We start from the raw sequence: 24,682 nt of genomic DNA on the forward strand, positions 1-24,682 counted from the left end.
AGCGTACCCGGGCGGACCGAGTGCCTCCGCAGGCAGCCGTACGGACCCGCTTCCGGGGCGGCGCGGAAGGGTACCAGCTAGCCTGAACCCGGCATACGGGAGTAATGCACGGCATCGGAGGAGGCGCATCGCATGGCGGCAGGCGCCCCCCGCATCTTCGTCTCGCACCTCGCCGGCGTCCCGGTCTTCGACCCCAACGGCGACCAGGTCGGCCGCGTCAGCGACCTCGTCGCCATGCTCCGCATCGGCCGCCGCCCGCCCAGACTGCTCGGCATGGTCGTGGAAGTGCTCAGCCGGCGCCGTGTCTTCGTCCCGATGACCAGGATCACCGGCGTCGAATCGGGCCAGGTGATCACCACCGGTGTGGTCAACATGCGGCGCTTCGAGCAGCGCCCCACCGAGCGCCTCGTCCTCGGCGAGCTGCTCGACCGGCGGGTGCGGCTGGTGGGTGGCGTGCACGACGGCGAGGAGGTCACCGTTCTCGACGTGGCCATCCAGCAGCTGCCCGCCCGCCGCGACTGGGAGATCGACAAGGTCTTCGTGCGGCGCGGTAAGGGCGGCGCGCTGCGCCGCAAGGGCGAGACGCTGACCGTGGAGTGGTCCGCGGTCACCGGCTTCTCGCTGGAGGAGCACGGGCAGGGCGCCGAGAACCTCGTCGCCACCTTCGAGCGGCTCCGCCCCGCGGACCTCGCCAATGTGCTCCACCACCTCTCACCCAAGCGGCGCGCCGAGGTCGCGGCCGCCCTCGACGACGACCGGCTCGCCGACGTCCTGGAGGAGCTGCCCGAGGACGACCAGATCGAGATCCTCGGCAAGCTCAAGGAGGAGCGGGCGGCGGACGTTCTGGAGGCGATGGACCCGGACGACGCGGCCGACCTGCTCTCCGAGCTGCCTGAGGAGGACAAGGAGCGGCTCCTGACCCTCATGCGGCCCGACGACGCCGCGGACGTGCGCCGGCTCATGGCGTACGAGGAGCGGACCGCGGGCGGTCTGATGACCACCGAGCCGATCGTGCTGCGCCCGGACGCGACGGTCGCGGACGCGCTGGCGCGCGTACGCCAGCAGGACCTCTCCCCCGCGCTCGCCGCTCAGGTCTACATCTGCCGGCCGCCGGACGAGACCCCCACGGGCAGGTACCTGGGCACCGTCCACTTCCAGCGGCTGTTGCGCGATCCACCGTTCACCCTGGTCAGCTCGCTGGTGGACAGCGATCTGCCGCCCCTCGCGCCGTCCACCCCGCTGCGTGCCGTGACGAGCTACCTCGCGGCGTACAACATGGTCGCGGCGCCGGTGGTGGACGAGAGCGGCGCCCTGCTGGGCGCGGTCACCGTCGACGACGTACTCGACCATCTGCTGCCGGAGGACTGGCGGGAGACAGAGTTCCACGCGGAGGAGGACCCCACCCATGGCCGCCGGTGAGCGCACGACGGAACGGGAGCGGGCCGTTCCGCGCATCCGGCTCGACCAGCCGCGCGAGCGGCGGGCCAGGCTTCTGCCGGAGTACGACCCCGAGGCCTTCGGGCGGCTCTCCGAGCGGATCGCCCGCTTCCTGGGCACCGGGCGGTTCCTCGTCTGGATGACGGTCACGATCATCGCCTGGGTGGTCTGGAACGTCTCGGCGCCCGACGCGCTGCGCTTCGACCAGTACCCCTTCATCTTCCTGACGCTGATGCTGTCGCTTCAGGCCTCCTACGCGGCCCCGCTGATCCTGCTGGCCCAGAACCGGCAGGACGACCGCGACCGGGTCAACCTGGAGCAGGACCGCAAGCAGAACGAGCGCTCGATCGCCGACACCGAGTATCTGACCCGGGAGATCGCGGCCCTGCGGATGGGCCTCGGCGAGGTCGCCACCCGGGACTGGATCCGCTCGGAGCTGGAGGACCTCCTGAAGGAGATGGAGGAGCGGCGCGGTCTATTCCCGCCCGGGTCGCCGTACCGGAGTGACGAAGCCGACCGCTGAGAGGGCTTTCCGCAAGGTGTGGTCCGCGCCGTACCATCGTCCGTATGGCTACGGAAGACGCGGTGCGCGAAGCACTGGCGACGGTGAACGACCCCGAGATCAACAAACCGATCACTGAGCTCGGCATGGTCAAGTCGGTGGAGATCGGGTCCGACGGCGCAGTCGCCGTCACGGTCTACCTCACCGTCTCCGGCTGCCCGATGCGCGACACGATCACTCAGCGCGTGACCGACGCCGTTTCCCGCGTCGAGGGCGTCACCCGCGTCGACGTCACGCTGGACGTGATGAGCGACGAGCAGCGCAAGGAGCTCGCGGCCGCGCTGCGCGGCACCACGGCCGAGCGGGAGGTTCCGTTCGCCAAGCCCGGTTCGCTGACCCGTGTGTACGCGGTGGCCTCCGGCAAGGGCGGCGTCGGAAAGTCCTCGGTGACCGTGAACCTGGCGGCCGCGATGGCCGCGGACGGGCTGAAGGTCGGCGTCGTGGACGCCGACATCTACGGCCACTCGGTGCCCCGGATGCTCGGCGCGGACGGCCGCCCGACCCAGGTCGAGAACATGATCATGCCCCCGTCGGCGAACGGCGTGAAGGTCATCTCGATCGGCATGTTCACCCCGGGCAACGCCCCGGTCGTGTGGCGCGGCCCGATGCTCCACCGCGCGCTCCAGCAGTTCCTGGCGGACGTGTACTGGGGCGACCTGGACGTCCTCCTCCTCGACCTTCCCCCGGGCACCGGCGACATCGCCATCTCCGTCGCCCAGCTCGTGCCGAACGCCGAGATCCTGGTCGTCACCACCCCGCAACAGGCCGCCGCCGAGGTCGCCGAGCGGGCCGGCTCCATCGCCGTCCAGACCCACCAGAAGATCGTCGGTGTCGTCGAGAACATGGCGGGCCTGCCGTGCCCGCACTGCGACGAGATGGTCGACGTCTTCGGCACGGGAGGCGGCCAGCGGGTCGCCGACGGTCTGACGAAGACCACGGGCGCGACGGTGCCGGTCCTGGGCTCGATCCCGATCGACGTCCGCCTGCGCGAGGGCGGCGACGAGGGCAAGCCGGTCGTCCTGTCCGACCCCGACTCCCCGGCGGGGGCGGCGCTGCGCACGATCGCGGGCAAACTGGGCGGCCGCGCGAGGGGCCTGTCGGGCATGAGCCTGGGAATCACCCCGCGCAACAAGTTCTGACGCGCGTTCCGACCCACGCGCGAGGAAGGGGCGCCGCTCGTGAGCGGCGCCCCTTCCTCGTGGCCGTACGACCGGAACCGGGCGCGGGACCTGCTGAGGTCCCGTCGCCCTTCGTGCCGCGGTTCTGCCGGGTCCTGTGGGGGTCTTGCTGGGGTCCCGCTCGGCCGTCAGGTGTACGTGGTGATGTCCTCGATCACCGAGAACGCGAGCCCGTACGCGCTCATCCCCCGTCCGAACGCCCCGATGTGCACACCGCTCGTCGTCGACCCGGCCAGCACCCAGCCGAACTCGGACTCGCGGTAGTGGAAGGGCATCGGCGCGCCGTCCACCGGCAGCGACAGCGCCGACCACTCGGGTCCGCCGAGGTCGTCGGCGAGCTCGAAGGCCGTCTCCGTCTGCTGGTCCAGCCAGTTGTCACGCAGGGCGTGGTCCAGCTGTGCGGGCCAGGTGTAGGCCAGCAGCCCCGAGCCGGCCAGCCAGGCCGCCGAGGAGACGGTGGTGGCGTCCAGGACGCCCGTACCGTCACCGGAGCGGCGTACCGGGCTCGCGGCGACGGTGACCACGACCGCGAAGCGCTCCTTCTCGGCGCCGCCCGCATCGGACTTTATGGTCGGTTCGTCGCCGTGACCGGTCGAACCGTGCTGCACGGTGCCGTCCGCGGCGGTGGTGACCTGCATGAGCCAGCGCGGCCCGGTGAACGCCGCGTCCAGTCCGTACCAGGGGAAGGCCGCGCGCAGGTACCCGTCAACCGAACGCCGGGACGTCGGCACCCCCTCCTCGGAGTCGGACGGGGTGGTGGGTACGCCTTCCGTCCTCACCCGACTTGTCGTCTCCATCTCCCGGACGCCTCCTCTATCGGTCGTGTCCACATCGGCGGACAGATGGAGGATAGCCATCTTGTCCGGCCTCTCCGGGATTGGCCGTGGTCAGATGGCGTGGTCGGGTGAACGATCCGGCGTCTTCCGGGCGTGTCGAGGGGCGCGGGACGGGCCCGGTGCGGAGGTGGCCGAACCGGGCCGGCAGGGCCGCGTCGGGAAGGCCGATCCGGCCAGGACGGGCCGCGTCGGGAGCGGTGAGGTCGCGCGGAGAGGGTCAGGTCGCGTCGGCGTCGAACGGCGGGCGCTCGGGCTGGTCCACGTCACGCTTCTTGAGCAGGTCCGGGGTGCCGGAGCCGTTCACCGCGGCCGGGACGGAGGCGGCGACGTCCGCGGACGCCTTGCCGTTGACGGCGTCGGCGACCTCGGTGATCTCCTTCTTGAGATCGAAGCTGCTGCGCAGCTCGCCGAGCTCCTTGAGATCCTCGTTCTCCGCCATCTGCTTGCGGATGAAGTTCTTCGGGTTCAGGTCCTCGAACTCGAAGTCCTTGAACTCCGGTCCGAGCTCGCTGCGGATGTCCTGCTTGGCGCTCTCGGAGAACTCACGGATCTTGCGGATGAAGCGCGTGGCGTCCTGGATGACCTTCGGCAGCTTGTCCGGGCCGAAGATGAGCACGGCGAGGACCACGAGCGTCACGAGCTCGAGTGCGCCTATGTCGTTGAACACCTTGCTGCTCCTTCACGGGGTCCGGGGCCCGTTCCACGGTACCCGTCGAAACTGTCGGCGCGGTACCTTCCGGTGACGGCCGCCTGGCGCTCAGGTGCCCTGTGAGGAACCGAGCGTCAACGTCTTGGTCAGTTCTTTGCCACCGCGCAGCACCGTCAGCTCCAGCCGGTCGCCGGGGCGGTGCGATCGGATCTTCACTATCAGCTCCTCGCCACCGTGCACCCGCTGCCCGTCGACCTTGGTGATGATGTCGCCCGGCTTGATGCCGGCCCGCTCGGCGGGGCCGCCGCGGGTGATGGCCGGGGAGTCGTCCTTGCCCTTGTCGCCGACCTTGGCGCCGTCGCCGGTGTACTTCATGTCGAGGCTGACCCCTATGACCGGGTGCGTGGCCTTGCCGGTGTTGATGAGCTCCTCGGCGACGCGCTTGGCCTGGTTGACGGGGATGGCGAAGCCGAGGCCGATGGAGCCGGACTGGGTGCCGCCGCCCTCGGGTCCCGAGGCGCTGCCGGCGGCGCGGATGGCGCTGTTGATGCCGATGACACGCGCCTTGGAGTCGAGCAGCGGGCCACCCGAATTGCCCGGGTTTATCGGGGCGTCGGTCTGGAGTGCGTCGACATAGCTGATGTCGCTTCCGTCGCCCTTCTCGCCGCCGGCGGTGATCGGCCGCTCCTTGGCGCTGATGATGCCGGAGGTGACGGTGTTCTGGAGGTCGAAGGGGGCGCCGATGGCGACGACCGGGTCGCCGACGCGGACGTTGTCGGAGTTGCCCAGCGGCAGCGGCTTGAGGTGGGAGACGCCGGTGACCTGGACGACGGCGAGGTCGTAACCGCTGTCCTTGCCGACGAGCTTGGCGCGGGCGGTCTCGCCGCCACTGAAGGTGACGGAGATGTTCCCCGTCGTTCCGGCCGGCTCGACGACATGGTTGTTGGTGAGGATGTGACCCTGCGGGTCGAGGACGAAGCCCGTGCCGGTGCCCTGGGAACCACCGCCACTGACGTGGATGGTGACGACGCTGGGCAGCGCGCTGGCGGCGATCCCGGCGACGCTGTCCGGGGCGCGCCCGGTGTCCTCGGGGCCGGCCTGCGGGAGTTCGACGGTCGTGATGCCACCGTTGCGCTCGACATAGGCACCGACGCCCCCACCGAGGACCCCGGCGACCGCGACGAGCACGAGCGTGGCGGCCAGACCGACACCGCGCCTGGCCTTCTTGGGCGCGGGAGCGCCGGAGTGGGTCAGCGGATGCTGCCCGGGCGTGCTCCAGGGGTCGTACGGAAGGGGAAGCAGGGGGGCCGCGGCGGCCGGCATGGGCTGCTGGGGGTGCGGGTGGGCTCCCTGCGGCTGAGGGTGCGGCGCGGGGTGCGGCTGCGGTATGCCGTACGCGGGCGGCGGTACGGGGGTCCCGTGCGCCGGAGTCCCGACGGGCCGCTGCACGGGCGGAGCGGGCGCCCAGGGCCCCGGCCCCCCGTAGGGCGGGGTGCTGTAGGGATCCGGCTCATGAAGCGGGCTGACACGAGGCGGTACGGGGTGCGGGGACCCGGCGTCGGGTGCGGCTGGGGCGGGCGTCGCGTCGGCGTGCTGCGCCCCAGCGTCGGGTGCGGATGCGGCAGGCGTCGCGTCGGCCGGGACGGTGACGCCAGCGGCAGGCATCGCGTCGGGGTGCTGCGCCCCGGCGTCGGGTGCGGATCCGGCTGGGGTAGGCATCACGTCGGCCGGGACGGTGTCACCGGCGGCAGGCGTCGCGTCGGGGTACTGCGCCCCGCCGTCGGGTGCGGATGCCGCTGGGGCAGGCATCGCGTCGGCCGGGAAAGCCGGTCCGGTCTCGGTGGGCGGTGCCAAGGGGACATCGCCGCCATCGGCGGGTGCGGTCGCCGCGGGCGCCGGCGAGGCGTGAGCCGGGAAAGCGGCTGCCGTCTCCACGGCGGACGGCGTCGCGTCCCCCGGAGCGCGGCCGGGCTCACCGGCAGACGCCGGGAGTGCGACGCCCCCACCGGTGGACGCGGTCTCTCCGGCACGCCCCCCGCGCACGCTGTCGGCATCGGTGGACTCGGTCTCGGCGGCCGACGGCGTCGTGGCCGCGGGCAAAGCCGCTCCCGGCTCCGCCGCCGTCGGCGCGGTGTTCCCAGGAGCCTCGGAAGCACCGGGCGGCACGGCGAGGGCGCCGGAGGAACCGGGGAGTGCCGCTTCGGCCGCCGCGCCGGTCTCCGGCGTTGCCGATTCCGCGGCCGCCTCGGTCGCCGCGGGCGACGCCGACGGGCCCGGCGCCCCCTCGGTGGTCGGGGGCTCCGTCGGCGTGGGGTGCCCGGGCCCGGCCGGGGTGGGGTGGGTCGCCGGCCGCGCAGGGCGGCTCCACCACTTCGGCTTCTGACCGGTGGGCTTCCCGTCGTCCATGTTCTCCCCGCAACTGGCCCGTCCGCGCCCCAGCGGGCGCCCATGCCCCTGGATTCAACCAGGTCTGCCGATCTCCGCGCAGGGGACCGGTCAGCGCCGGGCGACGAGAGGGGTGCCGGACTGCGTGGGCGCCGCGAGGTGGGTGGGTGCAGGGGTGGCCGACGGGGTGACACCGGGGGCGAACGCCAGCTGGAGCGCGGGCCCCGTCGGACGTATCAGCGGCGACAGCGCGGTCGCCGCGAACGGCTGGAGCAGTTGCGCTGGGGTACTCGGGGCGGTCAGCGCGGTCGCGGTCGCGTTCAGCGCCGACACCGGAGGCATGCCCGGCACCGCACCCGCGGGCCGCTCCGCCGATCGCGCCGGGCCGTTGCCCGAGCCGCGCCGGCGCTCCATCTGCGTACCGACGGCGGTCGTGCCGTCCGCGACCCGGTCGGCCGCGCTGCCCGAGGCGCGGACGGGGGTGACATTGCTACCGGTCCCCTCACCGCGTGCGCTCGCCTCGACCCCCGCCTCCATGGGCAGCGCGCCGCCGAGCGCGATCGCCGCGAAGGAGACCGCGCTCGCCGCGGCGAACGCGAACCTGCGGCCACGCCACGGGGACCGGTCCTGCTCCGGGCGCCCGACCTCGTGGATCCGGAAACCCGAGCCCCGGGCGCCGCCCGGAAGGACGCCGGCCGAAGTCCCCGACGGCACCCTCGGCGCCGTGCCGAAGCCGTCCGGTCTCACTCCGAAGATTCCGTCGGCGAAACGTCCCGAGCCGAAGGGTCTCCCCCGCTCGTCGTCGTCACCCCCCGATCCTGGTCCCCCGGGCAGCCCCTGAAGGCGCGCCAGAAGCCCCTCGGACAGAGGAGGCGGCGCGGCCTGCGCGAAGACGCTCTTCAGCCGGCGCTGGGCGTCGGCCTCCGCCTTGCACTTGGCGCAGGTCGCCAGATGGGCCAGCACCCGCTCGCGGGCGTCATGGCCCAACTCGCCGTCGACCAGCGCGGCGAGCCGGTCCCCGAGGTGCTGTTCCGCAGGGGTCGGGCTTGTGCCACTCACGCGGGTCCGACCTCCCCTCCGACGGCCACGAACGCACGCTCCGCCCTGGCCTCCGGCGAACGGTGCTTCAGCGCCTTGCGCAGGTGCGAGCGCCCGCGGTGGATGCGGCTGCGGACGGTTCCGAGCTTCACTCCGAGCGTCGCGGCGATCTCCTCGTACGAGAGTCCCTCGATGTCACAGAGAACGACGGCCGCGCGGAATTCGGGCGCGAGGGTGTCCAGCGCCTGCTGTACGTCGGCGTCGAAGTGGGTGTCGTTGAAGACCTGCTGCGGCGAGGGCTCGCGCGACGGCAGCCGCTCCGCCGCGTCGTCGCCGAGCGCGTCGAACCGGATCCGCTGCTTGCGGCGGACCATGTCCAGGAACAGGTTGGTGGTGATGCGGTGCAGCCAGCCCTCGAACGTCCCCGGCGTGTACGTCGACAGAGAGCGGAAGACGCGGACGAAGACCTCCTGGGTGAGATCCTCGGCATCGTGCTGATTGCCGGTCAGGCGGTACGCGAGGCGGTAGACCCGGCCACTGTGCGTGCTGACGATCTCCTCCCAGCTGGGAGGGGTCCACGCCTGCGATTCCGCATCCGATGCGAAGGTCGCGGTGGTGGGTGCGGAGTCGGCGGTGCGGAAACGGTCAGCGGTGTTGGTCACGGATTTCGGCTCACCCGCCGACCTGAGAAGGCGCCTCAGCACTCCTCCCCGGTCCACAGGCGCAGCCGCACCTCCCCTGTCGGCTCTGGTGGTGTCCAGCGGAGCCCCTACCATAGCCACCTCGCCCGTTAGCTCCGGATAAGAATCTTTACGCGAATTTGGGGCCTGCCCGGTCGAACGGGTCCCCGTCTCGTCTCTCTCCACGCGCTTCCCCCTGTCTCTTTCCAACGCCCGGTCCCATCTGCGGGTTCCCGTGCGCAGCGGATACAGTCACCGTTGCGCCAACTACGGGGACAGGAGAGGGTCATTACCGCCAACCGGCAGACGAGCTGGGCGTTCGCCAACGCCTTCGTCGCCGAGGACGAAGCACTGCGCTGGGCCCGTGAGCGGGCCCGGGAGGCAGGCCTGCCCTCGGTGTCGCCAGGCACTGGCGCAGCGCTGCGCCTGCTGGCTGCCACGGCGGACGCCAAGGCGGTGGCGGAGATCGGTACGGGCACGGGCGTATCCGGGATCTATCTGCTGCACGGAATGCGGCCGGACGGCGTGCTGACGACCGTCGATCCCGAGCCGGAGCGCCAGCAGTTCGCGCGGCAGGCGTTCCGCGCGGCGGGCTTCGCCGTGAACCGGGCCCGTTTCATCCCCGGCCGCGCCCTGGACGTACTGCCCCGGCTGGCGGACGGCGGGTACGACCTCGTCTTCTGCGACGGCGACCCGCTGGAGTCGCTGGACTATCTCGCTGAATCGTTGCGCCTGCTGCGACCGGGCGGTCTGGTCTGCTTCGAGGGCGTCTTCTCCGAGGGCCGCACGGTCGACTCGGCGGCCCAGCCGGCCGAGGTACTGAAGGTCCGCGAGCTCCTGCGGGCGGTGCGCGAGAGCCAGGAGCTGCTGCCGGCGCTGCTGCCGATCGGCGACGGCCTGCTGTGCGCGGCCCGCCGCGGCTGACCTCTCGCCCTCCTCGTACGCCGGCGCCGGGTGTCGGTGTCGGTCTCAGGTGTCGACGATCGTCATGACCGCCCGGGTCCGCGGTCCCGGGCCCGGACGCACCTCTGCCCCGGCTCGGTGTGAATCACCCGAGCCGGGGCAGAGGAGAGCTGTTATGTGCGTTCCCGCCTCAGCCGACGACCTTCTTGAGAGCATCGCCGAGCGCATCGGCCTCGTCCGGAGTCAGCTCGACGACAAGCCGACCGCCGCCTTCGAGCGGAACGCGCATGACGATGCCCCGCCCCTCCTTGGTCACCTCGAGCGGGCCGTCGCCCGTCCGCGGCTTCATGGCCGCCATGCTCGTTCCCCTTCCTGAAACCAGCTCATGCAACCGACAACCCAGGTGTCACCGGCATCGAACACATTGCTTCCTGGCCATTATCCCGCATGGCAGGACCCGATGACCAACATCGGACGGCATCGCTTGCGCAACGCGCTCGCGCAAAACCCCTCATTTCGGGGATCGGCCTGCGATACTTCGCCGCCGCAGGTCGAGGCGGGGGCGGCGATTCTTTGACGCAGGTCACATGTCGGTGGCCGATGATCTCCGCCATGCTGAGCGGGACATCGACGTCCACGCCGCAAAGGGGACCCCGCAATGGCCGACACAGTGCTGTACGACGTGACCGACGGACTCGCCACGATCACGATCAACCGGCCCGAGGCCATGAACGCGATGAACATCGAGGCGAAGGTGGCGCTGCGGGAGGCCGTGGAAACCGCTGCCGCCGATCCGGCCGTACGGGCGGTTCTGCTCACGGCGACGGGCCGCGCGTTCTGTGTGGGCCAGGACCTCAAGGAGCATGTCGGCCTGCTCGCGGCCGACCGGGAGACCGGCTCGCGCGCCACGATGAACACCGTGCGCGACCACTACAACCCGATCGTGCGGGCGCTGACGGGGATGCCGAAGCCCGTGGTGGCCGGGGTGAACGGCGTCGCGGCGGGAGCGGGCTTCGGCTTCGCCCTGGCGGCGGACTACCGCGTGGTGGCGGACACGGCCGCGTTCAACACGTCCTTCGCGGGGGTCGCGCTCACCGCCGACTCCGGCATCTCCTGGACGCTCCCCCGGCTGATCGGCGCGAGCCGCGCCTCCGACCTGCTTCTCTTCCCGCGCACGATCTCGGCGAAGGAGGCCCACGACCTGGGCATCGTGAACAAGCTGGTCCCCTCGGCGGACCTGGCCACGGAGGCGGCCGCGGTGGCCCGCGCCCTGGCCGACGGCCCCACGGTGGCCTACGCGGCGCTGAAGGAGTCCCTGGCATACGGGGCGGACCACTCCCTGGCCGAGGCGCTGGAGAAGGAGGACGAGCTCCAGACGAGGGCGGGCGCGTCGGAGGACCACACCATCGCGGTTCAGGCGTTCCTGTCGAAGGAGAAGCCGAAGTATCTGGGCCGCTAGAGGCCGGCCGAGGTACCTGGGCGGCTGGGGCCCGTCTTCGGGATCGGCCCCGGGCAAGATCCAAGAGACAGTCCCGAGGACCGCGGCACGGGTCGGGGAGGCCGCCTCAGGCCTCCCGCACCCGCTCCCGGCCGCTGTCCGCCCGTGCCGCCGCCCTGCCCGCCCCGCGCGCCACGCAGGTGTCGAGGTGGTCGTCGACCAGGCCGCAGGCCTGCATCAGCGCGTAGGCCGTCGTCGGGCCGATGAAGCGCAGGCCGCGCTTCTTCAGCTCCTTCGACAGGGCCACCGACTCGTCCGTGATCGCGGGGACGTCGGCGAGGGTGTGCGGGGCCGGGCGTATCGCCGGGTCGGGGGCGTGCGACCAGATCAGCGTGTCCAGCTCCCCGGCCTGCCAGGTCGCGAGCGCCTTCGCGTTGGCGAGGGTCGCGTCGATCTTGGCGCGGTTGCGGATGATGCCCTCGTCGGCGAGGAGCCGCTCCCTGTCGGTTTCGGTGAACTCCGCGACCGCGGCGATCTTGAAGTCGGCGAAGGCCCGCCGGAAGCCCTCACGGCGGCGCAGGATGGTGATCCAGGACAGCCCGGACTGGAAGGCCTCCAGGCAGAGCCGCTCGAAGAGGGCGTCGTCGCCGCGGACCGGCCGGCCCCACTCCTCGTCGTGGTAGGTCACATAGTCCTCGGTGGACAGCCCCCAGGGGCAGCGGAGTCGTCCGTCGGGCCCCGGCACGGCCGCCCCGAGGACCGGCGCACCGGCTACGGGCTCGCTCACCGCCCCTCCTCCTCTCCGGGCTTGCGCAGGAGGTCGGGCCGCGCCGCGCTCGCCCGGGCCCCGGCGAGCTCCGCCTCCAGCTCGGCGATCCGCGCGTCCCGCTCGGCGAGCTCCGCGCCCAGCCTGCCCAGTACGTCGTCCACGTCCGCCATCCGGTACCCCCGGGGCGCGACCGGCAGCCGCACGGCCTCGATGTCGGCGCGACCGACCGGACGGGTCGTCGGCAGCGGATCCACCGGTTGTTCGGGCGCGACCTCGGGCAGCACCTCGCTGTCACCGCCGCCGACCACCGCGAGGGTGACCGCGGCGACCACCACGACCATCGCGATCAGCAAGAACCAGAACACGCGCGTGCCTCTCCCCGGGAGCGGAAAACGTACCGGTCCCGATCGTGCCATGCGCCACCGACAGTTAAGGTCGCAGGCGACCGAACGCGAGGAGGACACACGGGATGCTGCGCTTGGGACGGCGTGAATTCGGGCCCCACGAGCCGGTGATCATGGCGATCGTGAACCGGACCCCTGATTCCTTCTACGACCAGGGTGCGACCTTCAGGGACGAACCGGCTCTCGCGCGAGTGGAGCAGGCCGTGTCGGAGGGCGCGGCCATCATCGACATCGGCGGGGTGAAGGCCGGCCCCGGCGAGGAGGTGAGCGCCGAGGAGGAGGCCCGCCGCACGGTCGGCTTCGTCGCGGAGGTCCGCCGGCGCCACCCGGACGTGGTGATCAGCGTGGACACGTGGCGTCACGAGGTCGGCGAGGCGGTCTGCGAGGCCGGCGCGGACGTCCTCAACGACGCGTGGGGCGGGGTCGATCCGAGGCTGGCGGAGGTCGCCGCGCGCCATGGCGCGGGCCTGGTCTGCACCCACGCGGGCGGCGCCGAGCCCCGGACGCGTCCGCACCGGATCGAGTACGACGACGTGATGGAGGACATCCTGCGCGTCACGGTCGGGCTGGCCGAGCGGGCGGTGGAGCTGGGCGTGCGGCGGGACGGGATCATGATCGATCCGGGCCACGACTTCGGCAAGAACACCCGTCACAGCCTGGAGGCGACACGACGCCTGGAGGAGATGACGCGGACGGGGTGGCCGGTGCTGGTCTCGCTGTCCAACAAGGACTTCGTGGGCGAGAGCCTCGACAAGCCGGTGAAGGAACGGGTCCTCGGGACCCTGGCGACGACGGCGGTGTCGGCGTGGCTGGGGGCGCGGGTGTACCGGGTGCACGAGGTGGCGGAGACGCGGCAGGTGCTGGACATGGTGGCGTCCATCGCGGGCCACCGGCCCCCCGCGGTGGCCCGCAGGGGCCTCGCCTGAGCAGTGGATGACGCGCCGGGGCCGTCGGAGCCCGCGAGGACACCGGCCCCGGCGCACCGCCCTCCTACCTCCCCGTCTCCTTCGTGACCAGCGCCACCGCCTCCTCGACGTCGTCCGTCACGTGGAACAGCAGCAGGTCGTGCTCCGAGGCCTTCCCCTCGGCCACCACGGTGTTGCGCAGCCAGTCGACCAGGCCGCTCCAGTACGAGGTCCCGAAGAGCACGATCGGGAAGCGGGTCACCTTGCGGGTCTGGACCAGGGTCAGGGCCTCGAAGAGCTCGTCGAGGGTGCCCAGGCCCCCCGGCAGGACCACGAAGCCCTGCGCGTACTTCACGAACATCGTCTTGCGGACGAAGAAGTAGCGGAAGTTGACGCCGATGTCGACGTGTGGGTTCAGCCCCTGCTCGAAGGGCAGCTCGATCCCGAGGCCGACCGAGACGCCGCGGGCTTCCCGCGCCCCCTTGTTCGCCGCCTCCATCGCGCCGGGCCCGCCGCCCGTGATCACCGCGAAGCCCGCGTCGACGAGCGCCTTGCCGATCCTTACGCCCGCGTCGTACTCGGGGGTGTCCGGCCTGGTACGGGCCGAGCCGAAGACGCTGATCGCGCTCGGCAGTTCGGCCAGGGCACCGAAGCCCTCGACGAACTCCGACTGGATGCGCATGACCCGCCAGGGGTCCGTGTGCACCCACTCGGAGTCGCCCTCGGTGTCCAGCAGCCGCTGATCCGTGGTGCCCGCCTGGATCTGGTCCCTGCGCCTGACGACCGGGCCCAGTCGCTGCTCCTCCGGCTTCGCCGCGTCCTCGGGGTTGACCATGGCCTGCTCCCTCCACCGATCCACTGATCTTCCGGTCCGGTCAGGGTAGGTCCACAGACGTGACAAAAAGCGAAATTACCGCAGTCCTGCAGTGAGCCAGTCCCGCAACCGCTCCTCGCAGTGACGGATCTTGTCGATGGCCACATGCTCGTCCCGCTTGTGGGCGTAGAGCGGGTCCGCGGGGCCGTAGTTGACCGCCGGCACGCCCAGCGCGCTGAACCGCGACACGTCGGTCCAACCGAACTTGGGCTGCGCGGTCCCGCCGACCGCCTCCATGAACGCCGCCGCGGCCGGGTGCGAAAGCCCGGGGAGGGCGCCGCTGCTGTGGTCGTCCACCACGAACTCCGAGATCGGGCAGTCGGCGAAGACCTCCCGGATGTGCGCCTCGGCCTCGGCCATGGAGCGGTCCGGCGCGTAGCGGTAGTTGACGACGACCGTGCACGCGTCGGGGATGACGTTGTTGGCCACGCCCCCCTCGATCCGTACGGCGTTGAGGCCCTCGTGGTACTCGAGCCCGTCGATGACCGGCCGCCTCGGCTTGTACTCCGCGAGGCGGGCCAGGATGGGCGCGGCCGCGTGGATGGCGTTGGAACCCATCCAGCTGCGCGCGGAGTGTGCCCGCTCCCCCTCGGTGCGCAGGAAGACCCGAAGGGTTCCCTGGCAGCCGCCCTCGACCTGGGCGTCGGACGGTTCGAGGAGGATGGCGAAGTCCCCCTCGAGCCAGTCGGGGTGTGCGTCGGCCACATGCTTCAGACCGTTGAGGTCCGCGGCGACCTCTTCGTTGTCGTAGAAGACGAAGGTGAGGTCCCGGTTGGGCTCGGGGACGGTCGCGGCGATCCGCAGCTGGAGCGCCACGCCGGACTTCATGTCGCTCGTGCCGCAGCCCCACAGGATGCCGTCGGCGTCGAGCCGGGAGGGGACGTTGTCGGCGATCGGCACGGTGTCGATGTGTCCGGCCAGGACGACTCGCTCGGCCCGTCCCAGGCGCGTCCGCGCGACGACGTTGTTGCCGAGGCGGTCGACGGTGAGGTGCGGCAGGGCCCGCAGCGCCCGCTCGATCGCGTCGGCGAGGGGCTTCTCGGTGCCACTGACGGAGGGGATGTCGACGAGCGCGGCGGTCAGCGCCGGACCGTCCAGAGAGAGATCGAGAGAGGGGGCGGGAGCGGTGTCTGACATGGTGCCGACCCTAACGCGGGGCTCCAGTACGGTGGGCTCCGTGTCCGAGTCCGCCATCCTTCCCGGTTCCGCCCCCCGAGGTCACGGGGGCCGCCGCGGCCGCCGAGGCCGCTTCGTCGCGGCGTTTCTCGTGCTGCTCGCGGTGGTCGGATATGTGGTGGTGCACTACGTGATGTCCGGCGGTGGTCCACCGAAGTGCCGGGTGGGCAGCGGGGACAACGCGTACGAGTTCACCCCCGAGCAGGCGTCGAACGCGGCGACGATCTCGGCGGTCGGCACGGCCCGGGGCATGCCCGAGCGTGCGGTCACGATCGCGCTGGCGACCGCGCTCCAGGAGTCGGCGCTGCGCAATATCCGCCACGGCGACCGCGATTCCCTCGGCCTCTTCCAGCAGCGCCCCTCACAGGGCTGGGGAACCCCGCAGCAGATTCTCGATCCCGTGTACTCGGCGGGCATCTTCTACGAGCGGCTCGCCGAGGTCCCGGGCTATTCGCGGCTTCCGTTGACGGTGGCGGCCCAGCGGGTCCAGCGCAGCGGTTTCCCACAGGCGTACGCGAAGCACGAGCCGGACGCCACGCTGCTGGCCGCCGCGCTCACCGGCCGTTCGGCCGCGTCGCTGACGTGTACGACGGGCCGGGGGGACGGCAGCCCGGGCGATCCCGGGCAGGTGCGGGCGGAGCTGGTCCGGGCGTTCGGCAAGGACGTGCTGCCGGGCGGCGCGGGCCGGGCGGGCGCTCCGGCGGCCGCCGAGGTCTCCGTGCCCGTACGGGCTCCTGCCGGGGCGGGCGGCGGGGGCGAGGCGCGGCGCGGCTGGGAGCTGGCGCAGTGGGCCGTCGCGCGGGCGGACGTCCTGCGGATCGACGAGGTCATGTACGCGGGGCGCGTGTGGCGCGCGCGGGACGCGGCGGACGGCTGGCTGACGATGTCGGAGCCGCCCGCGGAGGGCTCCGCCGACGTCCGAATTCGTCTCGCACAATAGCCGTTCACGCGTACGGCAATTCACTCGGCCGAGGCATTCACCCTCTCGGGGTCGCCAGGTTTTCGCGCACCTCTTCACGGACTCCGGAGTGGCTCTGTCATGTATCCGCAATTCCCTTGGGGCATATGGGGAGGGACGATTCGGCGACCCTTTTGGTGATGACTCGTTCGTCCGCTTTTATCCGTAGCAGATAATGCGATGCATTACCAATTCTTTACCTTGTGCCGCCGCAACCTCTCCCTCCCCCCGAGCGGTTGTCACTGCGTCCGAACGCCGGACGCCAATGTCCTCTCCGTCGAAGGAGCATCATGTCCCTCCCCCTGACCCGTCGGATCGCCCGTGCCGCGCTGCTCATCGCGGCGGGAGCAGCTCCCGTGGTCGGTGCGGCCGGCTCCGCGAGCGCCATGGACCTCCCGCAGGCCTCCAACCTCGGTGGCCTGTCCGCCGTCGACACCGCCGGCCTCGGCGACACCGCCGACCACGCCACCCAGAGCGCCACCGACTCCGCCGGTGACACCGGCAGCAAGACCGTCAAGAAGGCCGTTCCCACGGCGGGCAAGACGGTCGGCAAGACCACCAAGACGGCGACCCCCGCCGCGCAGAAGGCCGCCGGGGACACCGCGGGCAACGCGGGCGAGGTCGTCGGGGAGACCGCCGGCACGGCGGCCGAGGGCACCGGCCCCGTCGGCGGCCTGGGCGGCGGCGCCACCGAGCAGCTGCCGCTGAAGAGCCTGCCCCTCGGCTAGGCACCAGGCGTTTCCAGTCGTCCCGACATGACGAAGGGCCCGGGGAGTGCGCACTCCCCGGGCCCTTCGTCATGTCCGGCCCGTCATGTCCGGCCCGTCATCCCAGGCGCTTCACAGCCGCCTCGACCCGCTCGTCGGTGGCCGTGAAGGCCACTCGCACGAAGCGCTCGCCGGCCGAGCCGTAGAAGTCGCCGGGCGCCACGAGGATGCCCCGCTCGGCCAGATGGGCCACCGTCTCCCAGCACGGCTCGTCGCGCGTCGCCCACAGGTAGAGGCTCGCCTCGCTGTGCTCGATCCGGAAGCCGTGGGCCTCCAGGGCCGTCCGCAGCGCCGACCGCCGGGCCGCGTACCGCTCCCGCTGCTCCGCCACGTGCGTGTCGTCGCCGAGCGCCACGACCGTCGCCGCCTGCACGGGCGCCGCCGTCATCATGCCGCCGTGCTTGCGGATCAGCAGCAGCTCGGCCAGGACGGCCGGGTCGCCCGCGATGAACGCGGCACGGTAGCCCGCCAGGTTGGAGCGCTTGGAGAGCGAGTGGACGGCCACGATGCCCTCGTACGAGCCGCCGCAGACGTCCGGGTGCAGGACGGAGACGGGCTCCGCCTCCCAGCCCAGTTCCAGGTAGCACTCGTCGCTGAAGAGCAGCACACCGTGCTCACGAGCCCAGGCGACGGTCCGGGTCAGCTCGTCCTTGGACAGCACCCGCCCCGTGGGATTCGAGGGCGAGTTGAGCCAGAGCAGCTTCAGACCCGTCGGGTCGAGCTCCGTGGGATCGTCGTAGACCACGGGCTCCGCGCCGCACAGTCGCGCGCCGACCTCGTAGGTCGGGTAGGCCAGGCGCGGGTACGCGACCTTGTCCCCGGCGCCGAGCCCCAGCTGCGTCGGCAGCCAGGCCACCAGCTCCTTGGAGCCGACCACGGGCAGGACGTTGCGGTGGGTGAACCCGACCGCGCCGAGCCGCCGCTCGCACCAGCCCGTGAGCGCGTCGCGCAGCGCCACCGTCCCCCACACCGTGGGATATCCCGGCGAGTCGGCCGCCGCGACCAGGGCGTCCTGGATCAGTGCCGGGACCGGGTCGACGGGCGTGCCCACGGACAGGTCCACGATGCCGTCCGGGTGGGCCGCCGCCGTCGCCTTGTACGGCTCGAGCTTGTCCCAGGGGAAGACGGGAAGGCGCGAAGAGACTGCGCTCACGGGGGTGCTCACTTTCTCGTACGTACGAAACGCCACGGTCCCGTACGGCGGGGAAGCCGTACGGGACCGTCAGATGTGCGATCAGCCGTTCTGCGGCGGCAGGGCGGCGATGAAGGGGTGGTCACGCTCGATCAGACCGAGCTTGGAGGCACCACCGGGCGAACCGAGGTCGTCGAAGAACTCGACGTTCGCCTTGTAGTAGTCCTTCCACTCCTCCGGAGTGTCGTCCTCGTAGAAGATCGCCTCGACCGGGCAGACCGGCTCACAGGCCCCACAGTCGACGCATTCGTCCGGGTGGATGTACAAGGACCGGGAGCCCTCGTAGATGCAGTCGACGGGGCACTCCTCGATGCACGCCTTGTCCTTGACGTCGACACAAGGCTGCGCGATGACGTAGGTCACGCTGTCGTTCCTCCTCGGTAGGGCTGGCTCTGCGCGGGAGCGCGGCGTCGTCGATGCCCGCCCCTAGTATCTCCGTTCCGGGGGACGATCCGAACAGGAGGGGCGCAGAGAGCTGTGGAATTCACCGCGGGAGGGCGACTCGAAGTCCGCATCACCGCCGCTGACGTGGGAAAACGGGTCTCCGTACGGCGGGCGGGCGAGGCGGGTGCGCCGGGGGCGAAGTTCACCGACACGGTTGGTGTTCTCACATCCTGGGACAAGGGTGTGCTGGTGATCACACGGCGGACCGGGGAGAGCGTCCACATCCCGGAATCCTCGCTGGTGGCGGGCAAGGTGGTGCCGTCCGCGCCGGCGCGGCGCAGGAGTCCCGCGGCCTCGTTCCAGGAGCTCGCTCGGGTCTCCGCGCGGGCCTGGCAACCGGTGGAGAGCGAGCAGCTGGGCGAGTGGACCCTGCGCGCGGCCGGCGGGTTCACCCGGCGCGCCAACTCGGTCCTTCCGCTGGGCGATCCCGGGCTGCCGCTCGACGACGCGCTGGCACGGGTGGCCGGCTGGTACGGGGAGCGGGGGCTGCCCGCGTACATCCAGACCGCGACCGGCGCGGAGGGCACCCAGGAGCGGCTGTCCGCCGCGCTGGAGGAGCGGGGGTGGCGCCGCGAGGTGACGGCCGAGCTGCGGATCGCGGCGCTGGCACCTCTGGGCGACCTGGAGGCGGAGACCGCCTCGGTGCGCCTGGCGAGATCGTGCGACGAGGCCTGGCTGCGGCGCTACCAGCGGTTCGACGTGGCGGGGCCCCATGTGGTGAAGGTACTCACCAGCGGCCCCAGCGTGTGGTTCGCCTCCGTGCCCGGCGAGGGTGACGTGCCGGCCGCGATCGGGCGCTGTGTCGTCGACGGTCGCTGGGCCGGCTTCCTGGCGGTCGAGGTCGACCCGGCGTACCGGCGTCAGGGCCTGGCCACCGCGGTGATGGCGGCGCTGGCCCGGCGGGCCCTCGACGAGGGCGCGTCGGCGGCCTGGCTGCAGGTGGAGGCGGACAACGGCGGCGCGCGGGCGCTGTACGACGGGATGGGCTTCGAGACCCATCACAGCTACCACCACTTCCGGTCGTGACCGGCGCGGGACAGGGGCCGGAGTACGAGCCCGGGCACGAGCCGGTGGACTGGCGGTGGGAGTTCGCCGAGGAGGCCCGCTCCGAGCGGCCCGACCTCGCACGGCTGTGCCTGCTGCTGGGCACGCAGGCGGACCCCTCCCTGGACCAGGCGGGCCTCGACGCGGCGGACATCGAGCTGGACCGGCTGGCCGGGCTGCTTCCGTACGGCGTGAACGGCGCACACGCGTGGGCGGCCGCCCTCGGCGAACTCCTGGGTGCCCGCGAGGGCTTCCACGGCACCCCCGGCGACTACGAACGTCTTGAGTCCTCGCTGCTCCACCAGGTGCTGCGGCGGCGCCGGGGGCTGCCGATCCTGCTGTCCGTGGTGTGGATCGAGGTGGCCCGGCGCGCGGGCGCGCCGGTGTACGGCGTCGCCCTGCCGGGCCACTTCGTGGTGGGTTTCGGCGACCCGCACGCCCCGGTCCCCGAGCAGGTCCTGGCGGACCCCTTCGCGGGCGGCCGACTGCTGACGGGCCCGGACGCGGAGCTCCTGGTCGCGGGCGCGACGGGCGCGGCCCTCGAACCGTCGATGCTCCTTCCGGCCGATCCGCTGGACATCGTGCTGCGCGTCCTCAACAACATCCGCGCCTGGGCGGCCTCCCGGCCGGAGGAGTCGGCCGTGGGGCTGTGGGCGGTCGAGCTCTCCCTGCTCCTCCCCTCCCACCCGGCGCGGCTGCGCTACGAGCGCGCCCAGTTGCTGGTGCAGCGGGGCGAGTTCCTGGCGGGAGCGGCGGAGATGGAGGCCTACGCGCGGATCGTGGACGCGGTGGACCCGGCGGCGGCGGAGTCGATCCGACGAAGGGCCCAGGCGGCGCGGGCGATGCTGAACTGACCGCCGCCGGACGGTGGAGGGGCGCCGGTCAGACGGATTCGGTCGGGAGGCCGGCTTCCGTCCAGTCCTCGATGCCCTCGCGGTACTTGCGGACGTTCGCGTACCCGAGGGCGGTGAGACGGTCGGCGACCTGGCCGCTGTTGGGGCAGGACGGGTTGGAGCAGTACGTCACGATGGCGGCGGCCCGGTCGGGCAGCAGGGCGGCCGCCCGGTCGGCGACGTCCGCCGCGACCAGCTCGACGGCGCCGGGCAGATGCTGCTTCGCGTAGTACGCCCCGCCCAGGGCGTCGACGACGGTCACCGTGCCCGCGTCGATCGCTGCCTTGAGTTCGTCGCGGGTGATGAGAGCGGTCATGACACATCCTCCAAGGGAATTGGACTATAGTCCGCTTGTGTCTCATGACAGTAACGGACCACAGTCCGATTCCGCAATCCCTCTGGAACTGCTGCGCACGCCCCCGCCCAAGGAGCGCTCGGACGCGGCCCGCAACCGCGCCGCCGTCCTGGAGGCAGCCGCCCGGCTCTTCGCCGAGCACGGCGTCGAAGGGGTCTCCATGGACCAGGTCGCCGCGGCCGCCGGGGTCGGCAAGGGCACCCTGTTCCGCCGCTTCGGCGACAAGTCGGGGCTCGCGGTCGCCCTCCTCGACGCCCGCGAACGCGTCCTCCAGGAAGCCGTACTGCAGGGGCCGGCGCCGCTCGGCCCGGGCGCCCCGGCCGCCGAGCGGCTCGCCCCGTTTCTCGACGCCTACGTCGACTACCTCCTGGAACACCTCGACCTCGTCCGCATGTCGGAGACGGCCGCGCCCGGGGCCCGCTACCGCATCGGGGCGTACCGCTTCTGGCACCGCCATACGGCGAACCTGCTGAGGGAGGCGGGCACGGAGGACGCCGACGCGACGGCCCACACGCTCCTGGCGGGCCTGGCGGCGGAACACATCACGGCGCTGCTCCCGGAACTGGGCGAACAGCGCATCCGGGCGGAGGTGCGGCGGGCGGCGTCGGGAGCCCTGGGCCGGACCGGGCAGGGGTGACGGGCCCCAAGGACGCACCGGGCGCCTCCGGACACACCGGGCGCCTGCCCGCTTCAGGGCACCGCACAACACGCGGCGTTACGCTCGCGGTATGGCCAAGACGCGCGTCTCCCTCAGCCTTGATCCTGACGATGCGGAGCTGATCCGGCAGGTCGCCGCCGACAACGGGCTCGACGTCTCCGCCTTCCTCGTCATGGCCGCCCGCAAGGAAGCCACGCGGCTCGCACGGCTCGCGGCCACCTTCTCGGACCTCGACGCGGCGATCGAAGAGGCGGAGGCGGAGGTGGACGCCCTGCCCTGGCCGCCGGATCCCTCCGTGGACCCGAAGGAGGCCGCCCGCATCCACGCGGACGTCGCGACGGCCCGCGCCCGCTCGGCGGCGCGGCGGCACGGTGGAGCGAACACGTGAACCTCGGCTGCCCCACCTGCCCCGATCCCGGCACCCTCGGCGATGTCGTCTACGACGTGGGCATGCTGCTCGCCCTGTCCGGCGAGCGGCCCGGTGCGGCCTGGGTCCTGCACCAGGAGTTCGCCCGGGAGGGGCTGCCCGTCGTGCCCGGCCCGGCCGTCGCCCAGGCGTGGCGGGACGGAGCGGTCCGCGCGCATCTGACCCGGGCGCTGCGGGAGTGCGCGGTGGTGTGCTGCTACACACCCACCGACTGGCGCCGCGCCGGGGAGCTCGTGGCGCGCGTCGCCCTGCCGGGTGACAGGCTCCCCGGGCCCCTCGAGGGGCTGGCGGCGCTCACCGCGCTGGAGGTCGGCGCGGCCCTGATCGCGACGGCGGACCCCGAGAGCATGCAGGCGTACCTGGACCAACTGCCGGGCGCGCAGTCGGTCATCCCTCTGCGCGTCTGAACTCCTCGGGTCGCGTTCCCCGCGGGCCGGAGGCACCAACGGCCGTCGGGTCACGTTCCCCGCGGGCCAAAGGCACCAACGGCCGGGGGCGGCAGTCCCGGGGGCGCTCCCCGGGGCTGCCGCCCCCGTCGACCCGGGCGTCGGCCCGGTGTCTCAGCCCTTCGGGTCCAGCGCGATGACCTTCGTGCGTTCCGCCGCGGTCTTGCCGAGGAGGGCGTCGCGCATGGCCGCCGCGACGTCGTCCGCCGAGACCTGGTGCTTCTTGCCGTCGCCCTTGGTGATCATGATGCCGTCGAAGACGCCGTCGAGGAGCTCGTCGATCGCCTTCTTGTCGTACACCTCGACCAGGCGGCCGTCGATCGGCTTCATCGAGAGGATCTTCGGCAGCGACTTGGCCGGGCCGAACTTGATCTCCTTGTTGCCCGCCTTGATCGTGATCAGCCCGGACATCGCCGGCTTCGCGAACTCCTTCATCGCCCGGTCCAGTTCGGCCTGGTTGATGCTCGGCTCGCGGGTGGTGACGGGCAGCTCGACGGTGGCCGACTCGCCCGTCTCGACCTGGGTGCGGTACGCGTTCTTCACCGAGATCAGGGAGAGCTGGACGTCCAGCGCCTTGCCCGGCTTGCCCGGGACGGCGACGGCCTTGCCGGGCTCGAACCGGATCGTTCCCTCCGTGGCCGAGCCGGAGGCCCCGGCCAGGTCGGTGAGGATGACCCGCAGCTTCTCCTCGTCCACCGGGATCACCGGCTGGGCGACGCGCTCGCCGCCGAAGAGGGAGCCGATCACGGACATGGGGTTGTAGTCGCTGCCCGCGGCGGAGCGGACGGTCGCCTGGCTGTCCAGGGCGAGACCGGCCTTCTCCGGCGGGAGCTGCTGCTTCTTGCCGCCGACGGAGAGCTCCAGCGGGGTGGTGGCGCGCTCGCCGAGGGCGGCGTCGAGCTTGATGACCGCCTCTTCCTTCGTGCCGCCGCCGATGTCCACACCGAGCACCGTGGTGCCCTTCGGCACGTCGGAGTGGTTGAGCAGCAGCCCGGCGCCGTACGCGACACCGAGGAGCCCGGCCACGCCGACGATGGCGAGGACGGCCTTGGAACGCTTCTTCACCGGAGCCTGCGGGGTCGGCCTCTTCGCGGTCGGGGCGGGCGCCGTACGGGCGGGGCCCGCCGATCCGAGGAAGTCGGGCGAGGAGAATCCGTCACCCGGGCCACCAGGAGCGCCCGGACCACCCGGGCCGCCGGGACCACCCATGCCAACGGGGCCACCCGGGCCGTCGGGAAGCCGGGGCGCGAGGTCGGGGCCCGCGGGCGGGAACGGCGACGAGGACCGGTACTCCGGCGGCACCACGGGAATGCCGCTCGTCAGCGTGTCACCCGAGACATGACCGCCACCGGGGCCGCCAACCGGGCCACCACCAGGGCCGGCGCTCTGCGGCGTCAGCACGGCGGTGTCGTCCGATGCGTGCGGGGGGCCGCTCATGGGGCCCACGCCCATGGGTCCGGGGCCCACGGAGGGGCCACCCATGGGTGGCGTACCCATAGGAACACCGGAGCCCATGGTGCTGCTGCCGGTGGCGCCCACGGTCGGGCCCGAAGGGCCGCCGCCTGGCGGACGCGGACCCGGCGGAGGCGTCGCGCCGGGGGCGAAGCCGTTGGCGGGGGTCTGGCCGGAGCCCTGGGGGGCGCGCGGAGGGAACGGGCCGCCGCCTTGCGCGGGGCCACCCTGCACGGGCCCGCGGGGACCGCCTCCGGGGCCCGCCGGAGCGCCGCTGCCGAGCGCCGGCCTGCCCGGTCCCGGACCACCCGCACCCGGGCCACCGGCAACCGCCGCGCCCGTGTTCGTACCGCCCGCCGGAGTGGCGGGCTTCCGTGGCGCGAACCAGTCGCTGGTCTTCTCCTCGGCCGGCTCCGCCGCCGGCTCCTCGCCGGCCTCGGCCCGCGCGCCCTCGGAGCCGTCCGGCCACGGCGAAATGCCCGAACTGTCGCTGTCACTCTCCCGCTTGGCCCCCGCACCGTCCGTGTCACCCATCGGGGTGCGCACGACAACCGGCGGGATCGGCCGCGAACCCGGGATGTTGATCCGGATGCGGGTGGTCAGCGTCGTCTCGGTCTTCGGCTCGTCCGGCGCGGGCACGGGCGCGCGCCCGGCCTCTCCGGCGGCATCGTCCGGAGCGTCCGCGGGGTGCAGCGACGGATACTGGCGGGATCCGTACGGCGGTGTACCCGAGGGGTACGCGGCTCCACCGCGCCCCTTGGCGCCGGAGGACGAACTGTCAGTTTCACGACTCAAAGCAGGTTCTCCCGGTT

General features: G+C 72.3%; 28 protein-coding genes. 14 read left to right on the plus strand and 14 right to left on the minus strand.

What is annotated here, in order from left to right; all coding sequences use genetic code 11:
- Window positions 1-132 precede the first annotated feature (132 nt).
- The 3 genes from ACZ7J0_RS19765 to ACZ7J0_RS19775 are packed head-to-tail and all read left to right on the plus strand — an operon-like array spanning window position 133 to window position 3,138.
- On the plus strand, window positions 133-1,419 hold the full coding sequence (locus ACZ7J0_RS19765; RefSeq protein WP_470888987.1) for a magnesium transporter MgtE N-terminal domain-containing protein: 1,287 nt from the start codon (window positions 133-135) through the stop codon (window positions 1,417-1,419).
- Complete coding sequence (locus ACZ7J0_RS19770; protein ID WP_468711817.1) at window positions 1,406-1,960, plus strand: DUF1003 domain-containing protein; 555 nt, start codon at window positions 1,406-1,408, stop codon at window positions 1,958-1,960. The genes ACZ7J0_RS19765 and ACZ7J0_RS19770 overlap by 14 nt, the downstream gene beginning before the upstream one ends.
- Window positions 1,961-2,004: 44 nt before the next feature.
- A complete protein-coding gene (locus ACZ7J0_RS19775) occupies window positions 2,005-3,138 on the plus strand; it encodes an Mrp/NBP35 family ATP-binding protein (RefSeq protein WP_470888989.1) in 1,134 nt (377 codons plus the stop codon).
- 167 nt (window positions 3,139-3,305) lie between these two features.
- Here ACZ7J0_RS19775 and ACZ7J0_RS19780 read toward each other — a convergent pair whose 3' ends face one another.
- The 3 genes from ACZ7J0_RS19780 to ACZ7J0_RS19790 form a co-directional block, all read right to left on the minus strand.
- Window positions 3,306-3,974: a hypothetical protein gene (locus ACZ7J0_RS19780; protein ID WP_470888991.1), complete on the minus strand. Its 669-nt coding sequence runs from the start codon at window positions 3,972-3,974 to the stop codon at window positions 3,306-3,308.
- Window positions 3,975-4,230: 256 nt separating this feature from the next.
- The gene (locus ACZ7J0_RS19785) at window positions 4,231-4,680 is read right to left on the minus strand and encodes a sec-independent translocase (protein ID WP_470888992.1); all 450 of its coding nucleotides are present in this window, start codon (window positions 4,678-4,680) and stop codon (window positions 4,231-4,233) included.
- Window positions 4,681-4,770: 90 nt separating this feature from the next.
- Window positions 4,771-6,381 (minus strand): S1C family serine protease, encoded by a 1,611-nt coding sequence (locus ACZ7J0_RS19790; RefSeq protein ID WP_470888994.1) that lies wholly within the window; start codon window positions 6,379-6,381, stop codon window positions 4,771-4,773.
- A gap of 337 nt (window positions 6,382-6,718) precedes the next feature.
- Here ACZ7J0_RS19790 and ACZ7J0_RS19795 point away from each other — a divergent pair, with 337 nt between their 5' ends.
- Window positions 6,719-7,045, plus strand: coding sequence for a hypothetical protein (locus ACZ7J0_RS19795; RefSeq protein ID WP_470888995.1), 327 nt, complete (start codon window positions 6,719-6,721; stop codon window positions 7,043-7,045).
- 113 nt (window positions 7,046-7,158) lie between these two features.
- Here ACZ7J0_RS19795 and ACZ7J0_RS19800 read toward each other — a convergent pair whose 3' ends face one another.
- The gene (locus tag ACZ7J0_RS19800) at window positions 7,159-8,106 is read right to left on the minus strand and encodes a zf-HC2 domain-containing protein (protein ID WP_470888997.1); all 948 of its coding nucleotides are present in this window, start codon (window positions 8,104-8,106) and stop codon (window positions 7,159-7,161) included.
- Complete coding sequence (gene sigE, locus ACZ7J0_RS19805; protein ID WP_469119131.1) at window positions 8,103-8,861, minus strand: RNA polymerase sigma factor SigE; 759 nt, start codon at window positions 8,859-8,861, stop codon at window positions 8,103-8,105. Before sigE ends, ACZ7J0_RS19800 begins: the two co-directional genes overlap by 4 nt.
- Before the next feature lie 162 nt (window positions 8,862-9,023).
- On the opposite strand from sigE, the gene ACZ7J0_RS19810 reads away from it, so the two are divergent.
- Entirely contained in the window at window positions 9,024-9,689 is a 666-nt protein-coding gene (locus ACZ7J0_RS19810) for an O-methyltransferase (protein ID WP_470888999.1), read from the plus strand.
- Window positions 9,690-9,858: 169 nt separating this feature from the next.
- On the opposite strand, the gene ACZ7J0_RS19815 is transcribed toward ACZ7J0_RS19810, so the two are convergent.
- Window positions 9,859-10,026 carry a DUF3117 domain-containing protein gene (locus ACZ7J0_RS19815; protein WP_003966491.1) on the minus strand — a complete coding sequence of 56 codons (168 nt, stop codon included), beginning with the start codon at window positions 10,024-10,026 and terminating at the stop codon, window positions 9,859-9,861.
- A 300-nt stretch (window positions 10,027-10,326) separates the two neighbouring features.
- Between ACZ7J0_RS19815 and chcB the strand changes: the two genes are divergently transcribed.
- On the plus strand, window positions 10,327-11,127 hold the full coding sequence (chcB, locus tag ACZ7J0_RS19820) for a 2-cyclohexenylcarbonyl CoA isomerase (protein ID WP_470889001.1): 801 nt from the start codon (window positions 10,327-10,329) through the stop codon (window positions 11,125-11,127).
- Window positions 11,128-11,233: 106 nt separating this feature from the next.
- Here the strand turns inward: chcB and ACZ7J0_RS19825 are convergent, their stop codons facing one another.
- On the minus strand, window positions 11,234-11,893 hold the full coding sequence (locus tag ACZ7J0_RS19825) for a DNA-3-methyladenine glycosylase I (protein ID WP_470889003.1): 660 nt from the start codon (window positions 11,891-11,893) through the stop codon (window positions 11,234-11,236).
- Complete coding sequence (locus ACZ7J0_RS19830) at window positions 11,890-12,240, minus strand: DivIVA domain-containing protein (RefSeq protein ID WP_470889005.1); 351 nt, start codon at window positions 12,238-12,240, stop codon at window positions 11,890-11,892. Before ACZ7J0_RS19830 ends, ACZ7J0_RS19825 begins: the two co-directional genes overlap by 4 nt.
- A 104-nt stretch (window positions 12,241-12,344) precedes the next feature.
- Here ACZ7J0_RS19830 and folP point away from each other — a divergent pair, with 104 nt between their 5' ends.
- On the plus strand, window positions 12,345-13,205 hold the full coding sequence (folP, locus tag ACZ7J0_RS19835; RefSeq protein ID WP_470889006.1) for a dihydropteroate synthase: 861 nt from the start codon (window positions 12,345-12,347) through the stop codon (window positions 13,203-13,205).
- 64 nt (window positions 13,206-13,269) lie between these two features.
- Here folP and ACZ7J0_RS19840 read toward each other — a convergent pair whose 3' ends face one another.
- Window positions 13,270-14,019 carry an LOG family protein gene (locus ACZ7J0_RS19840; protein WP_470889008.1) on the minus strand — a complete coding sequence of 250 codons (750 nt, stop codon included), beginning with the start codon at window positions 14,017-14,019 and terminating at the stop codon, window positions 13,270-13,272.
- A 75-nt stretch (window positions 14,020-14,094) separates the two neighbouring features.
- The gene (gene dapE, locus ACZ7J0_RS19845; protein ID WP_470889010.1) at window positions 14,095-15,195 is read right to left on the minus strand and encodes a succinyl-diaminopimelate desuccinylase; all 1,101 of its coding nucleotides are present in this window, start codon (window positions 15,193-15,195) and stop codon (window positions 14,095-14,097) included.
- Window positions 15,196-15,226: 31 nt separating this feature from the next.
- On the opposite strand from dapE, the gene ACZ7J0_RS19850 reads away from it, so the two are divergent.
- Together ACZ7J0_RS19850 and ACZ7J0_RS19855 are read left to right on the plus strand one after the other, a co-directional pair.
- Window positions 15,227-16,174: a VldE C-terminal domain-containing protein gene (locus ACZ7J0_RS19850; protein WP_470889278.1), complete on the plus strand. Its 948-nt coding sequence runs from the start codon at window positions 15,227-15,229 to the stop codon at window positions 16,172-16,174.
- Between the two features lie 308 nt (window positions 16,175-16,482).
- Window positions 16,483-16,920, plus strand: coding sequence for an ATP-binding protein (locus tag ACZ7J0_RS19855; RefSeq protein WP_470889012.1), 438 nt, complete (start codon window positions 16,483-16,485; stop codon window positions 16,918-16,920).
- A 97-nt stretch (window positions 16,921-17,017) separates the two neighbouring features.
- Here ACZ7J0_RS19855 and ACZ7J0_RS19860 read toward each other — a convergent pair whose 3' ends face one another.
- Window positions 17,018-18,112: a bifunctional succinyldiaminopimelate transaminase/glutamate-prephenate aminotransferase gene (locus ACZ7J0_RS19860; RefSeq protein WP_470889014.1), complete on the minus strand. Its 1,095-nt coding sequence runs from the start codon at window positions 18,110-18,112 to the stop codon at window positions 17,018-17,020.
- Window positions 18,113-18,193: 81 nt separating this feature from the next.
- On the minus strand, window positions 18,194-18,514 hold the full coding sequence (gene fdxA / locus ACZ7J0_RS19865) for a ferredoxin (RefSeq protein ID WP_019889199.1): 321 nt from the start codon (window positions 18,512-18,514) through the stop codon (window positions 18,194-18,196).
- Between the two features lie 114 nt (window positions 18,515-18,628).
- Here fdxA and ACZ7J0_RS19870 point away from each other — a divergent pair, with 114 nt between their 5' ends.
- Entirely contained in the window at window positions 18,629-19,621 is a 993-nt protein-coding gene (locus tag ACZ7J0_RS19870) for a GNAT family N-acetyltransferase (RefSeq protein WP_470889016.1), read from the plus strand.
- Window positions 19,618-20,493 (plus strand): transglutaminase family protein, encoded by an 876-nt coding sequence (locus tag ACZ7J0_RS19875; protein ID WP_470889018.1) that lies wholly within the window; start codon window positions 19,618-19,620, stop codon window positions 20,491-20,493. Before ACZ7J0_RS19870 ends, ACZ7J0_RS19875 begins: the two co-directional genes overlap by 4 nt.
- A 28-nt stretch (window positions 20,494-20,521) precedes the next feature.
- Here the strand turns inward: ACZ7J0_RS19875 and ACZ7J0_RS19880 are convergent, their stop codons facing one another.
- The gene (locus ACZ7J0_RS19880; RefSeq protein WP_470889020.1) at window positions 20,522-20,848 is read right to left on the minus strand and encodes a rhodanese-like domain-containing protein; all 327 of its coding nucleotides are present in this window, start codon (window positions 20,846-20,848) and stop codon (window positions 20,522-20,524) included.
- 37 nt (window positions 20,849-20,885) lie between these two features.
- On the opposite strand from ACZ7J0_RS19880, the gene ACZ7J0_RS19885 reads away from it, so the two are divergent.
- The 3 genes from ACZ7J0_RS19885 to ACZ7J0_RS19895 all read left to right on the plus strand — a co-directional run bounded on the left by ACZ7J0_RS19885 (window position 20,886) and on the right by ACZ7J0_RS19895 (window position 22,379).
- Complete coding sequence (locus ACZ7J0_RS19885; RefSeq protein WP_470889022.1) at window positions 20,886-21,524, plus strand: TetR/AcrR family transcriptional regulator; 639 nt, start codon at window positions 20,886-20,888, stop codon at window positions 21,522-21,524.
- A 91-nt stretch (window positions 21,525-21,615) separates the two neighbouring features.
- Entirely contained in the window at window positions 21,616-21,933 is a 318-nt protein-coding gene (locus ACZ7J0_RS19890; protein ID WP_470889024.1) for a type II toxin -antitoxin system TacA 1-like antitoxin, read from the plus strand.
- Window positions 21,930-22,379, plus strand: coding sequence for a hypothetical protein (locus ACZ7J0_RS19895; RefSeq protein ID WP_470889026.1), 450 nt, complete (start codon window positions 21,930-21,932; stop codon window positions 22,377-22,379). The genes ACZ7J0_RS19890 and ACZ7J0_RS19895 overlap by 4 nt, the downstream gene beginning before the upstream one ends.
- Window positions 22,380-22,532: 153 nt before the next feature.
- On the opposite strand, the gene ACZ7J0_RS19900 is transcribed toward ACZ7J0_RS19895, so the two are convergent.
- A complete protein-coding gene (locus tag ACZ7J0_RS19900; RefSeq protein WP_470889028.1) occupies window positions 22,533-24,665 on the minus strand; it encodes a peptidoglycan binding domain-containing protein in 2,133 nt (710 codons plus the stop codon).
- Between the last annotated feature and the right edge of the window lie 17 nt (window positions 24,666-24,682).

This window comes from Streptomyces sp. NPDC038280 (assembly GCF_055600045.1).